11 protein-coding genes are annotated in these 12728 nt (G+C 48.2%); 6 read left to right on the top strand and 5 right to left on the bottom strand.

What is annotated here, in order from left to right; all coding sequences use genetic code 11:
• Nucleotides 1-241 precede the first annotated feature (241 nt).
• Nucleotides 242-2581: a PDZ domain-containing protein gene (locus tag HGH91_RS28490; RefSeq protein ID WP_168742655.1), complete on the bottom strand. Its 2340-nt coding sequence runs from the start codon at nucleotides 2579-2581 to the stop codon at nucleotides 242-244.
• A gap of 394 nt (nucleotides 2582-2975) precedes the next feature.
• Here HGH91_RS28490 and HGH91_RS28485 point away from each other — a divergent pair, with 394 nt between their 5' ends.
• Together HGH91_RS28485 and HGH91_RS28480 are read left to right on the top strand one after the other, a co-directional pair.
• Nucleotides 2976-3437, top strand: a complete 462-nt coding sequence (locus HGH91_RS28485; RefSeq protein WP_168742654.1) for a cupin domain-containing protein — start codon at nucleotides 2976-2978, stop codon at nucleotides 3435-3437.
• Between the two features lie 24 nt (nucleotides 3438-3461).
• Nucleotides 3462-4346 (top strand): dihydrodipicolinate synthase family protein, encoded by an 885-nt coding sequence (locus HGH91_RS28480; protein ID WP_168742653.1) that lies wholly within the window; start codon nucleotides 3462-3464, stop codon nucleotides 4344-4346.
• Between the two features lie 74 nt (nucleotides 4347-4420).
• On the opposite strand, the gene HGH91_RS28475 is transcribed toward HGH91_RS28480, so the two are convergent.
• The gene (locus HGH91_RS28475) at nucleotides 4421-4927 is read right to left on the bottom strand and encodes a DinB family protein (protein WP_168742652.1); all 507 of its coding nucleotides are present in this window, start codon (nucleotides 4925-4927) and stop codon (nucleotides 4421-4423) included.
• Nucleotides 4928-5039: 112 nt separating this feature from the next.
• On the opposite strand from HGH91_RS28475, the gene HGH91_RS28470 reads away from it, so the two are divergent.
• Nucleotides 5040-5696, top strand: a complete 657-nt coding sequence (locus tag HGH91_RS28470; RefSeq protein WP_211092461.1) for an NAD-dependent epimerase/dehydratase family protein — start codon at nucleotides 5040-5042, stop codon at nucleotides 5694-5696.
• Here HGH91_RS28470 and HGH91_RS28465 read toward each other — a convergent pair.
• Entirely contained in the window at nucleotides 5693-6289 is a 597-nt protein-coding gene (locus tag HGH91_RS28465; RefSeq protein WP_168742651.1) for a hypothetical protein, read from the bottom strand. The two genes, HGH91_RS28470 and HGH91_RS28465, sit on opposite strands and share 4 nt — an antisense overlap.
• A 231-nt stretch (nucleotides 6290-6520) precedes the next feature.
• Between HGH91_RS28465 and HGH91_RS28460 the strand changes: the two genes are divergently transcribed.
• On the top strand, nucleotides 6521-7159 hold the full coding sequence (locus HGH91_RS28460) for a hypothetical protein (protein WP_168742650.1): 639 nt from the start codon (nucleotides 6521-6523) through the stop codon (nucleotides 7157-7159).
• A gap of 474 nt (nucleotides 7160-7633) precedes the next feature.
• Here HGH91_RS28460 and HGH91_RS28455 read toward each other — a convergent pair whose 3' ends face one another.
• Nucleotides 7634-8839: an MFS transporter gene (locus tag HGH91_RS28455; RefSeq protein WP_168742649.1), complete on the bottom strand. Its 1206-nt coding sequence runs from the start codon at nucleotides 8837-8839 to the stop codon at nucleotides 7634-7636.
• 140 nt (nucleotides 8840-8979) lie between these two features.
• The gene (locus tag HGH91_RS28450; RefSeq protein WP_168742648.1) at nucleotides 8980-9951 is read right to left on the bottom strand and encodes a DUF1080 domain-containing protein; all 972 of its coding nucleotides are present in this window, start codon (nucleotides 9949-9951) and stop codon (nucleotides 8980-8982) included.
• Nucleotides 9952-10171: 220 nt separating this feature from the next.
• Here HGH91_RS28450 and HGH91_RS28445 point away from each other — a divergent pair, with 220 nt between their 5' ends.
• Both HGH91_RS28445 and HGH91_RS28440 read left to right on the top strand, forming a co-directional pair.
• The gene (locus HGH91_RS28445; RefSeq protein ID WP_168742647.1) at nucleotides 10172-11131 is read left to right on the top strand and encodes an SGNH/GDSL hydrolase family protein; all 960 of its coding nucleotides are present in this window, start codon (nucleotides 10172-10174) and stop codon (nucleotides 11129-11131) included.
• A 202-nt stretch (nucleotides 11132-11333) separates the two neighbouring features.
• A complete protein-coding gene (locus HGH91_RS28440) occupies nucleotides 11334-12662 on the top strand; it encodes a PQQ-dependent sugar dehydrogenase (protein ID WP_168742646.1) in 1329 nt (442 codons plus the stop codon).
• Nucleotides 12663-12728: the final 66 nt, after the last annotated feature.

Here is a 12728-nt window from a genome sequence, read left to right as displayed (position 1 = left end):
ACTTCATCGATAACCTGAAGCTTAAACGCCAAGCTGTAATCAAGTCGGGTCCTTTTACTTTTGCCCGAAACTCCTGTATTCTTCATAAGTTGACATTTTAAGTGTCAACTTATTTCAGGACGATACAGAAAGCTGAAAGCAAAAAGCACAAAGCTATTGAAGCTAATGATCTTTGGGGATATTTTACCGCTTTGATCATTCGCTTCAATAGCTTTGTGCTTTTTGCTTTCAGCTTTCCGCTCTATCTCAGCTTCAGCGTAATCGCTTGCTGTTGTTGATTACGCATAATCACTACAGGGATACTGCTTTTCCAGGAAGCCCCCTGAGCCAGTTCCAGCAGGTCTTTGGCAGTTTTTATGGGATGCCCGTCGGAGGAGATAATTACATCTTTCGCTTTCAGCCCTGAGGCGGCCAGCAGGCTACCCGCGTTGGCGGCTATAATCACTACCCCCGACTCATCGGCCAGGCCATAGGCGGAGCGTTCTCCCAGGCCGGAAATAGATTTGATTTTCCCGCCCAGGAAATCAACCGGCACCACCGCTGCATCCGGACTACTGCTCATAAACACCGGGATAACAGGTTTCGCAGCCAGGTTGCGCAACCGGGGCTGCATTACACCAAAGCTATCCATCGGGATATTGTTGAAGCCAATCCTCAGCGCCGGCGAAGTAGCTGCTACGGTATAGTCGCCCTCCTGCGGATTAACGAACTGCGGATCGCCGACCACGCTATGCGCATCGGTACCGTTGCTGCGGGCCTCCTGCAACGCCGCATCGTCCGGGAACAGGTTGTAGTCAATACTTTTGCCCCAGTAATTGATTTCGATGGGGAAATATTTACGGGTAACAATATTGTGTTCAAACACGTCACCGCTGTTTTTAAACCATACATGCGGGTGGAAAGCGTTGTTGATCATAATATTGTTTTTCACGATGCGGCCAAAACCTTCCCGGAGTTTAAGGCCCCCGTTGAGGCAAACGTTGTTATAGATCTGGTAGTTGGAAGAACCGTCGTCCAGGTCGATATCCCAACCATGATCACAGCGGAAACGATTATTGCGGATGGTCACCGGTTCCTGTACATCCAGGAATATCAGCTCCGGGTGTACGGCTACGAGGCTGTCCATATACCCGCGGTTGGCGGCCCAGAAGCGATCGCGCCCCCAGGAGTTAAAGGCGCCATGGTCGCCGGTTTCCAGTACGGTATTAAACACATCATTGTACGCCAGCAGGTGACCACCGAAACAGCCGTCGCCGATGTTAATACCTGCGCGGGGCGTATTATAGATGCTATTGTGCGTTATGGCAATACGGGACGAAATTTCTATTTCTACCCCCGTAGCTTGTTTTTCTATCTCTCCTACATGATGTACCAGGTTATTATCGGCCCCGCATTCCTGTGGATAGTTATTGCTGGCCGGGCCAGGTGTTTTATCCAGTTGTGCATACGGCATAAAGTCTTCATAACGGAAATTAGGGGACCGTACTGCTTTCGCATCACCCACAAAGGCGATGGCGCTGGCGCCCACATACGCTATTTCACAACCGCTGATCGTATCATGGCGGTTATAGTTGCTCAGCATGATGGCGTTGCCTCCCAATGTAGTGAAGCGGCAGTCGGCGATGCGGCAGTTTTCCGTTCCATCGAGCAATACGGCGGCGCCACGGTAGATGGTCCAGTCGCTGCGCAGCAGCGGTTCTTTCGTATCCATGAAAGTACGCTCGTTATGTACAAATTGTAGCCCACGCAGGGTTACGTTCTTTACGGGTTTAGCGGCGCTGCCGTTTAATACGATACTTTTCTTTAGCCGGGATACCTCTATGCGGGCGGCCGACAGTTGTATAGCTGCTGTTGGATAGTAATACAACAGGTGTTGCTGCTGGTCGAGAAACCATTCGCCGGGAGCGTCGAGGGCTTCCAGGTTATTTTCCACGAAGCGGAACTCTTTATGCAGGCCGTTGGGGCGGTTGTTTTGCCAACCGCCTTCCAGCGCCAGCTCATTGTTTTTAACGCCGGTAACGCGGTAGTGGAAGCCTCCCCAGTCGTATGCATGTAACGCATGTACGTAGCTGTTTTCCGGATGTTTCCATTGGGCTGCTTTTTCCAGGGCATCGGCGGCGGTGCCATGAAACACTTTAGCGGTAGAATCGTAGTTAGGATAGCGGGCCAGCACCTGCAGTTGCCCGTTTACATACAGGCGTTCAAAGGTAACGCCTGCGGGTACACTTGCTTTGTAAATACCGTCTTTGTAGGGCGTCCAGGTAAGCGACAACTTTTGCCCGGCGCTGATAAACACCGGCTCGTTATCGTACGGGCGTATTTCGAGGCTTTTGCAGGCCATGTTGGCGGCCTGCAGGTTGATTTCCTTTTCCAGGTAGTAAGTACCTCCATGCAGAAGGATGACGGCCTGCTCGTTCTTTCGTCTGATGGCTAATTCCACTGCTTTACCGGGTGTTTTCAAAGGTTGGGATGCACTGCCGCTATGGCTGTCATTTCCATTAGTAGCTACGTGCCAGACGGTTTGTGCTTTCCCCACATGGGCGGAGAACAGCACACAACAAAAGAAGAGTAATCGTTTCATATGTTCCTGCGATAAAAATTAACTCGTGATACGGTGGATTTTGCTGGATATTATTAAGCTGATAAATGCATAAAAAATGTGGCCATCATAACGTTGTGGTTGACTTACACCGATGTGCTTACCCGAAATATAAAGATAAAGCTGGCATCCATCTTCCTAAAAATGCTGATAGGAGAAAAAAATATTGATAAAAAAGAAAATCATATCGGCAGGCAAGCCCTATCAGCGGTCCATTTCCCATGACCTTCCTGTTAAGCGTATATCCGACGCATTTTCCCTGGACCATCTATTTAAGTAAAAACTGGACGATCTTGATGATCCAGAAAAAGACAAATTTTGTGTCAGCAAACATCAAAAGTCATCACATTTTATCACAAATAAAAAACACTGACACATGGAAAAGCAAACAGCCGCCTTTACCTCCGGGGATTTTCATCGCACTTATGCTCGTCCTGCTTATGTAAAACCAGGAAAGTTGATTCACAAAAATGTAGAACAGGCCGGGGCACACGACTCGTTTTCTACCGAACGTAAGCACCCGGTATTCTTTGTAGACCTGCCAACGAAAAATGTAAGCATGACCATCGGCGGGCTCTTACCTGGCCAGCTCACCAACCGGCACCGGCATACTTATGAAACGGTATTGTATGTGCTGGAAGGAAAGGGATATACGGAAGTAGAAGATGAAAAAGTAGCATGGCAGGCGGGAGATGCTGTATATATTCCCAGCTGGGCCTGGCACCGGCATCAGAACCTCAGCGACAGTGAGCCCGCCCGCTACATTGCCTGCGAAAATGCCCCGCAATTGCAAAACCTGGGCGTAGCCTTAAGAGAAGAAGAAGGCCGGGATCTCTAATCTCTCACGAAAAAAATTAAATACATGGTACAAACCAATTTATTCAAAGGTATCATTGCGTATCCTATCACGCCATTTGATGCGCAGGAAAACGTAGATATCCCCTTGTTTAAATCCCTCACCGAGCGCCTGGTACAATCGGGCGCTCACGGGATTGCTCCATTGGGTAGCACCGGCGTACTACCCTATCTCACGGAAGAAGAAAAGGAAGCTGTTACTACTGCCGCCATTCAACAGGTAGCCAAACGTATACCCGTACTCGTGGGAGTTTCGCATCTCACGACTGCAGGCGCTATCCGCCATGCCAGGTTTGCAGAAAAAGCGGGCGCCGATGCAGTGATGATACTGCCTATGAGTTACTGGAAACTGACGGAAAACGAAATTTTCCGTCATTATGAAAAGATCGCCAACAGCATTTCGCTGCCCATTATGGCCTATAATAACCCCGCTACCGGAGGTATTGATATGTCGCCGGCATTGCTGAAACGTTTGCTCCAGATTCCTAACATTACCATGGTGAAGGAAAGTACCGGAGATATACAACGCATGTTTACCCTGCGTAAGGAACTAGGTGAAGCCGTTGCATTTTACAATGGTTCCAACCCATTGGCACTGGCGGCGTTTACTGCCGGCGCCCGTGGCTGGTGTACGGCTGCGTACAATCTCATTCCGGGTTTGAACAACCGGTTATTTGAGGCCTTCTCCCGGCAGGACATGACCACTGCCAGGGATGTTTTTTATCAGCAGCTGGAACTGTTGCAGTTCATCGTTGCCAAAGGGTTGCCGGTAGCGATACAGGCGGGACTAAAAATACAGGGGATAGAAAGCGGCTATCTTCGTAGTCCGTTGCAACCGCTTAGTGCTGCCGATTATCAAAAGCTGGGGGAGATATTAGCGCAATTGAATTAATAGCATCAAAAAGAAATAAACAATGCCCGGGAGAAGAACTTCCCGGGCATTGTTTTTATAAAAGGATAATACTGCTATTTCATGATTTCCCGGATACTGGTCAGATGGTGATCATCGTGTTCTGCTACAAAGTAAGCCAGGTCGATGATCCGCATAGGCGTTTTCAGACGGGGATGCAAGGCCACGTGCAAGAGTTGATCCTCTTGCAGTGTGAGCAGGCGATTCACCAGTTGTTGCCGTTGTACGCTGAACAGCTGCAGCAGTTCGCCCAGGTTAGTCCCATTATGGTTAGCCGTATGTGTTTTTTGATTGGTGAGATCCGCTTCGCGGAGTTCAGGTATTCCATGGGCCAGGTCATCGAGGCGGCCGAGCCAGAGTGGTTCCATATCTGCCAGGTGGCCGGCTTGCTCTTTTATACTCCATTTCCCTTCCGTTTTGGCTGTCAATACCACGATATCAAGTGGGCTCAACATGGCTTCCAGTCTTACAGGTGTGCCTCTCAGCCGTTCTATGATGTCGGGTAACACCCCGTTATCGTCCATGATGGGAAAACTTCTTTTAAACCATTCGGTCCTTTTCATGAGTATGAAATTTTTTCAATAACAATAAAGCATGTTTCCATATCAAATATATTCATTAATCTTACATCAAGCGCAGCAATAATAACCCGTATTCCTTAAATATATCATCATTATGAAAGTGATCATTACCGGTGCTACCGGCATGGTTGGAGAAGGAGTGCTGTTGGAATGTTTATCCCATCCGGACATTACACAAATACTGCTGGTGAGTCGCAAAACCTATGGCTTGCAGCATCCCAAATTACAGGAATGCCTGGTTCCTGATTTTATGCAGCTGGAAGATCATGTTACCCAATTAACCGGATATGATGCCTGTTTTTATTGTGCTGGTATCAGCTCTAATGGTATGAACGAAGTAGCCTATACCTTTATTACCTATGACGTAACCCTTCATTTTGCACGGCGTTTGGCGGCCATTCAGCCGAATATGATTTTTGAATATGTATCTGGCAGTCATACCGACAGTTCTGAGCAAGGCCGAATTATGTGGGCGCGGGTAAAAGGGAAAACAGAAAATGCGCTGACGAAACTTCCGTTCAAAGAAATATATCATATACGGCCCGGCTTTATGCAGCCGACGCCCGGGCAAAAGAATATAAAACGTTATTACCGGATGATCGGGCACCTGTATCCGTTATTGCGCCGGTTATTTCCCAACCAGGTAAGCACTATGCAGGAAGTAGGCCTGGCGATGATCCTGGCGGCAGTTAAGGGATACTCCAGGCCTATACTGGAAGTAAAGGATATTAAGTTACTGGCCCGCGGTTAGTGGAGCTTATAGCCCAGCCCCAGTGAAATACTCCAGGCACGGTAGTCCATCCTGGCATAAGGGGTGGTAGCCAGTGAAGAAAGCGGTAGCAGGTACGTTCCGGTGAGCCCTACTCTAAAGCGGTTTATGTCACGCACAATACCAGCTTCTGTTTTGATACCAGTGTTAAATGTCCTGGTATCATAGTCTGCATTTTTGTACATGGTATGCCCGTTATCATTCAGCAGGATATTGACATATGCGCCCGCTCCTGCGAAGAATTCTGTTCGTCCCGACGACGATACATGCCGGGCGCGGAAGGTGGTATTCAACTGCGCAAAGTCCCAGTAAACCAGTCTATTATCGCTTCCCCCAATGAGATCGTAGCGATCTCCAATGGCAGTGTAGCCAATCTCGCTGGATAGATAAAACCATTTTTTATGCAGGTATTCAACACCTGCCATAATGCTGGGGGCTACCAGGTGCTTACCGTCCAGGTTAAGATGTTGCAATTTGAGGCTTGATGAGGTGATGCCCACGTTCAGGCGAACTACCTGGGCATAAGTGTATTTCATCCCTACCAGCAGCCCTGCCAATAGTAACATTTTTTTCATTCCATTTGGGTTTTAGAGATTTGTAAAATATCGATAATGCGCTGATTTGCCGGAACAGTTATTAGCTTGAAAATTTGTCCATATAGCTACCTCTACCATTGAAACCGCACGGCTGTATTTAAAAATACCCTAAATTGCAGCGATACGTCTGTCCGGTTACCGACTGTAACCCTTTCAATTTGTCAAGATTCCTTTTTTGATTTCCAGTAACACCCAATTAATCTACTTGCTATGAAAAGACTCGTCATGCTGATGCTGGCAGGTGCCCTTTCGATAGGCACTATGCACAGCTATGCGCAAAGCACTACTACCGCACAGCAAACCACCGAAAAAGCCACCAAGGCTGCCAAAAAGAAAAAGAAACAAGCGGACGACCAGGTAACGGCTACCCAGGACCAGGCCACTACCAAGGCTAAAAAAAGCAGGGCTAAAGCAGAAAAAGCAGTAGCGGCTACCGATGCTGCTGGTACCACTGCTACCGAAACAGCCAGGAAAACAAGAACGAAAAAGACGAAAGAATTAACCACTGCCGCCACCCCGGCTACACCTGCGGTACCGGCTACCGTTGCCACGCCGGAAACTCCTAAGAAAACAAGGACCAAAAAGAGCAAGGAAGTAGTTGCGGCACCAGCTGTACCAGCTACGCCTGCCACACCTGCTCCTGCCGTTACCGCTCCTTCCCGGCCGGTTCCTGCTGCACCTGCAGTAACTGCCGCTAAAAAACCGGTTGTTGCTCCTTCCGCGCCAGCCAATGGTTCCGACCCCGCCATCGGCACCGACGCTAAAGGCAGAACCATTTACCAGGGACGCCGCGGCGGACAATACTATATCAATAAGAATGGTAATAAGACGTACATCAAAAAAGAATAGTTACACCTTGTAAAAAGATATGGCCTGTATCGTTGCGATACAGGCTTTTTTATGCCTGCCCAATAAAAAAAGCCCCGGCCAAATATGGCAGAAGGCTTCTATCCGGTCGTTGATTCCCTGTATGATGCTGTTATCTGTAATATCCGTGGTAATAGTGATGATAATGACGATGAGGGTAATAATATCCGGGCCTGTCACGCACTACCAAACAACTGCTCAAACCAGATACGAGAAGGATGGCGAATATAAAATACTTTAACGTTTTCATGATTACAAGATTTGATAAACACTGGAAATAAGTAGCTATTAAGCGCCTGCAGACGGTTTAATGTTCTTGCTCACTATAAAGTATGATAAAACTATGCCAGAGTAACGGGTGGATTGTTATCTACTGTTATCGTTTGTTAACGGGAGCTGTTAACAGTGGGATAGTCATTGTGGGTTGCTGCGATGATGCAGTCACACACTCCGCTCCTACTTATCCAGCATCCTTACCCTATACATCACCATACCACTGATAATAATTAATAGCAGGTAACTGTACGATAAATTATGTCCATCTTTTGCAGGCAGTAAATAAATGAGGCTATAACTGAGAATGGATACAATCACATAACATACCCCGCCTGTTAAGCCGCCGGCAATCCCTGCATTCCGGGGGAATTTCTGCAAACAATAGGTGAAGTAGTTGTTATAGGTAAATCCCGCGCCCACATGCACGAGGAAAGCGAATACGAGGATCGTCCATAAACCACCGAAAAGTATGAATGTGAGCAGCAGCAGCGATGCGGCGAGAAACTGCAAGGCTACGTTGATATTCATTTTTTTCACAAAGGGCTTATTGATCAAACCCTTACCCAGGAAGCCTCCTGCCATCCAGGCCAGGCCGAGGAACAGCGAGCAATAACCGGTGATCACCGGCGATAAGTTAAAGTAATGTTCAATGATAAAAGGGCCCGACATGTTGTAAACCATCACCATGGAATAGGCCAGTCCGAGCATGCCGATGCCTAAGGTAAAACTGCTGGTGCGCGCCATGGTATAGTAAATAGAAAAAATAGCGCGGGGATGGAAAGGTGTAGTGTGTTTAATGGTTTCGCCGCCAAAGATCAGCTCCAGGATAAACAACAAACCCGCAAATCCACCCAGGAAATAAAAATTGGATTCCCAACCAAAAGTTACCTCCAGGTAGCCTCCGATGAAAGGTGCAATGATAGGCCCTGTAGACCATATGATCGTAAAATAGCTGAGATAATGTTTTAATTTCTCTCCCGAATATAAATCAACAAAAAATGCCCGCTTACTTACTACCATAGCGGCCATGGTGATGCCATGTACTATGCGCATAGCATAGATCACATAAATGCTATGTGTGTTGGCTACTATTACGCAGGAAATACAACAGATAAACATCGATACCATCGATATCTTATACCGGCCGTAGCTGTCGAGCAGGCCACCTACAAACAACTGCGACACGCCATAACTAATCAGGAAAAGGCTGAGGGTCAACTGTGCCTGGCTGTTGGTGATGCCCAGCGCACTGGTCATGCCCGGCAGGGAGGGCAGGTAAATGTCGGTGGCAAAACCCGACACGGGTATCATGGCGAAAGCGAGTATAGTAGCTATTCCGATATTGCTCTCCTTAATGTTGCTGCGTTTGTTGATACTGGTTCCCATTTATTGCTGTTATCACGCAAAGGAATATAAGAAGCAAAGACGCAAAGGAATTTGTTTGTTAGGGACAGCTGATATGCTATCGTCAACAACAAAACTTTCTTTGCGTCTTTGCTTCTTATATTCCTTTGCGTGCGGAAATATTATTTCGCCGGAGTAATCACGATGTTCCTGAATTCAATAGGACCATGGTCGCCCTGGAAATAGATCGGTCCTGGCTCCGCTTCATTGCTATCCAGTGCACCGCCGGTGATACCGGGAATTTCCTGGTTGCTGATAATGGTTTTGCCGTTGGCTACGATCGTCACCATGCGACCTACGAGGGTGATATCATATGTTTGCCACTGATCAGGTCCGATCGCCGCATTTTCACTGGGCACCAGGAATCCATATACGCCTCCGAACAGGTGACTGTTGGGATGATCGGTTTTAGGATTATCGATGATCTGTGTTTCGTAGCGGCCTCTCAGGTATACGCCACTGTTACTACCTTTCTGGTAGCGGAATTCCAGGTGTAATTTGAAGTCGGTGAAAGTCTTTTCGGAAATCAGGTTAGCACCGGAGTGAGGGCTGCTCAACACACCGTTTTTAACGATCCACTGGTTTTCGCCCAGTGCTTTCCAGCCGGTCAGATCTTTCCCATTAAATAATTTAACGGGTTGGCCCCATACTGGCGGTGTGGCTCTTTTCAGGTCGGGTGCTTTTACACCTGTAAAAGGAAAAGACTGCCCGCTGCTGGTATGAATGGTACCGCTGATACCGTCAGCAGTAACGGTTCCTTCAAGTGTCAGATCACGATCTTCGTGTTCCCATTGCGGAGGGATGGCAAAGCTGAATTTACCGTTATCGAAGTTGACCTTTGAAATAGGCCGGGCACTACCGCCTGTGCTCACAAAGCGACCTACCAGGGTTTTGAAGCCGGAGAGCTCTACTTCCAGCCAGGATGGTTTGTCTGTTCCATTTTCATTCACTTTGATATCCCAGCGGCCAATCAGGGAACCGCCGGTCACGGTTTCCGTTTTAATAGCTGACACCTGTGCCATCACACCGGATGGATGTGCCAGCCCCAGGCCCATACAACATATCAGACCTGCGATAATACGTTTTCTGTTCATGTTCATAATTGTTGAAGAAGTTATAAAGATAAATATTTGGTTCTTTTTTTTCCGGCTTTTATTGAGAGAAAGAAAGTTAGCGGTAATGACCCGAAAACCGATTCACTGCGATATATGTGCAGTACAATGCTATTACTTTGAGGCAGTAGCTAATCCGGCTTCCTGTTTCCGAATACCCTCTGCAGCACTATTCCTGGCATTTTTATCAATACCCGCCACCATGAAAAAGTGTTTACTACTGGCATTCTTTTGTCTTGGTACCTGCATCAGCTATGCACAAAATTGCAATAGCCCGCTCAAAATCGTTGTGCTGGGCTCTTCCACTGCCTGGGGCAATGGGCTGCCCAGCCGCGACAGCGCCTGGCCGTTCCGCTATGCCCGCTATCTCAAAGCCAGTCACAATACCGCCGACACCGTAATCAACCTGGCTATTGGCGGGTATACAACCCAGCATATCATGCCCAATGGCACACCACCTTATACTACGCTGGGCATCCCCCTTAGCGTGGATACCGCGCATAACATTACCAAAGCCATATCGCTGCACCCTGATGCCATCATCATTAATATGCCTACCAACGATGAGGCGAAATGGTTTCCGCTGGATAAACAGCTGGCCAACTTCCTGGTATTGAAGCAAGCCGCAGCACAAGCTAACATTCCCCTGTGGGTAAGCACTACACAACCCAGGGGTAACCTGGGGTATGATGCCGCTGCCCGCCTGCGACAAATGAAAGACACGATCATCAAATACTTCGGCGCCCACGCGATCGACTTCTATACAGGCCTGGCCACCAGCACAGGATTCATTGCCCCGCTGTACAACAGCGGCGATGATGTGCATTTTAATTCGCTGGGACAAAGTATCCTGTTCAGCCGTGTGGTAGCTGCCGCTATACCGGATTCGCTCTGTGCCTATAAATCCATTGCTACTACGCCTACCCCACCGCCTACGCCTCCTAAACCGGGCTGGCTATTTCCTAACCCCGCTGCAGATCATGTGCTGCTACAGGGTATCATAGAAACGATATTCAGCGTAGCTGTTTACAATAGCAGCGGCGCATTGATCTACCTGCAACAAAACACGATGAGCAACCGCCTGGACGTGAGAAACTGGAGACCCGGCATCTACTTTATTATGGTGAACCATTCGCAGCGATATAAACTAGTGAAGATGTAAGATAAAAGGAAACGGGTATCTCCGATGATGGAGATACCCGTTTTAGTTGTAACCGCTTTCTTTATTGTGTCGGCAGCCAGTACTTAAACCCGAGGCTCCTCACCTGCTCCCAGCTCTGCGGCGCCGCGACGGATGGTAGCAGATGAAAAATCAACCAGTTAACGTAAAATGATGTAACTTTTGCCCTTCAACCCCTATAGCGATGGAGAAAAAGTACTTGTCTGCAGCTGCGGCTGCCCTATTATTGTCGTTATGCAGCTGTCATGGTTCACGTCCTCCGGCGCATGCAGCGCCCGACTCCCTGGCTGCGGCCAACAACACACCACCGGATTCGCTTCCACTGCCGGGAGCTACCAAGTCTGTCACCAACTTCAGCGATGTAATTGGCTGGAAAGATGGCAGCAAACCTATTGCTCCTCCAGGCTTTGAAGTGACCAAATTTGCAGACGGCCTGCAAAACCCACGGTGGATATACGTAGCGCCCAATGGCGATGTGTTTGTATCAGAAGCGCATGCGATCAAGCGGTTTACCCAGGAGGTGATCAACAAATGGAGTGGTAAAGCGAACTCGGAAAATAATAGTATCACGGCCAACAGGATTACCATGTTCCGGGATACTAATAATGATGGGCTTCCCGATGAACGGCATACCTTCCTGAAAAAGCTGAACCAGCCTATGGGCATGCTGATATTGAATAATATCTTTTATGTGGCCAACACCGACGGTATTGTGCAGTATCCCTATCAAACCGGCATGACCACCATGGAGGCCGACGGGAAGAAAATAGTGACCTTGCCCGCAGGTGGTTACAACAATCACTGGACCCGGAATATCATTCCCAATGAAGATGGCAGCAAGTTGCTGGTGTCTGTGGGATCCGGTACCAACGATGCCGAACAGGGAATGGAAGTAGAAAAAAACAGGGCCAATATACTGATCATGAATCCTGATGGCAGCAACCTGAAGATATATGCCAACGGGCTCCGCAACCCTGTGGGTATGGACTGGGCACCGGGCACCCATACTTTGTGGACGGTAGTCAATGAACGGGATCAGTTGGGCGATGACCTCGTGCCCGACTATTTTACCAGTGTACAGGAAGGCGGCTTTTATGGCTGGCCTTATGCTTATTTTGGTCAGCATGAAGACCCCTCTTTCAAAGGCAAGGAACCTGAGCTGGTGAAAAAATCCATTACGCCAGATGTAGCGCTGATGGCCCACTCTGCCTCATTGGGCCTGCTTTTTTATAAAGGTACTGTCTTCCCTGAAAAATACAGGAATGGCGCTTTCATTAGCCAGCACGGCTCCTGGAACCGTACCTACCTGTCGGGCTACAAAATCATTTACATTCCTTTCCAAAACGGGAAGCCTGCCGGTAAAGCGGAAGATTTCCTGACCGGCTTTATCGCCAACGAGCCTAAAAGCGAAGTACATGGCCGCCCCGTAGGTATGGCCATGATGAAAGATGGTTCCCTGCTGGTAGCTGATGATGCCGCTAATACCATCTGGCGCGTGTCGGTAAAAAAATAATCTTATCAATAAAAGAGGGTTGCATTTCGCATGAAATGCAACCCTCTTTTATGCCTGTTAATATGC

The sequence above is a fragment of the Chitinophaga eiseniae genome (assembly GCF_012641265.1).
In the GTDB taxonomy this organism is placed as follows: domain Bacteria; phylum Bacteroidota; class Bacteroidia; order Chitinophagales; family Chitinophagaceae; genus Chitinophaga; species Chitinophaga eiseniae_A.
Note: the sequence above shows the minus strand (reverse complement) of the source record. Positions and strands in the feature narration are given on the sequence as shown.

Excerpts from the sequence above, each read along its gene's own strand:
- HGH91_RS28480 (WP_168742653.1), top strand. The coding sequence starts at position 3,462 with ATGGTACAAACCAATTTATTCAAAGGTATCATTGCGTATCCTATCACG.
- HGH91_RS28445 (WP_168742647.1), top strand. The coding sequence starts at position 10,172 with ATGAAAAAGTGTTTACTACTGGCATTCTTTTGTCTTGGTACCTGCATC.
- HGH91_RS28490 (WP_168742655.1), bottom strand. The coding sequence starts at position 2,581 with ATGAAACGATTACTCTTCTTTTGTTGTGTGCTGTTCTCCGCCCATGTG.
- HGH91_RS28450 (WP_168742648.1), bottom strand. The coding sequence starts at position 9,951 with ATGAACAGAAAACGTATTATCGCAGGTCTGATATGTTGTATGGGCCTG.
- HGH91_RS28475 (WP_168742652.1), bottom strand. The coding sequence starts at position 4,927 with ATGAAAAGGACCGAATGGTTTAAAAGAAGTTTTCCCATCATGGACGAT.
- HGH91_RS28465 (WP_168742651.1), bottom strand. The coding sequence starts at position 6,289 with ATGAAAAAAATGTTACTATTGGCAGGGCTGCTGGTAGGGATGAAATAC.
- HGH91_RS28470 (WP_211092461.1), top strand. The coding sequence starts at position 5,040 with ATGAAAGTGATCATTACCGGTGCTACCGGCATGGTTGGAGAAGGAGTG.
- HGH91_RS28455 (WP_168742649.1), bottom strand. The coding sequence starts at position 8,839 with ATGGGAACCAGTATCAACAAACGCAGCAACATTAAGGAGAGCAATATC.
- HGH91_RS28460 (WP_168742650.1), top strand. The coding sequence starts at position 6,521 with ATGAAAAGACTCGTCATGCTGATGCTGGCAGGTGCCCTTTCGATAGGC.
- HGH91_RS28485 (WP_168742654.1), top strand. The coding sequence starts at position 2,976 with ATGGAAAAGCAAACAGCCGCCTTTACCTCCGGGGATTTTCATCGCACT.
- HGH91_RS28440 (WP_168742646.1), top strand. The coding sequence starts at position 11,334 with ATGGAGAAAAAGTACTTGTCTGCAGCTGCGGCTGCCCTATTATTGTCG.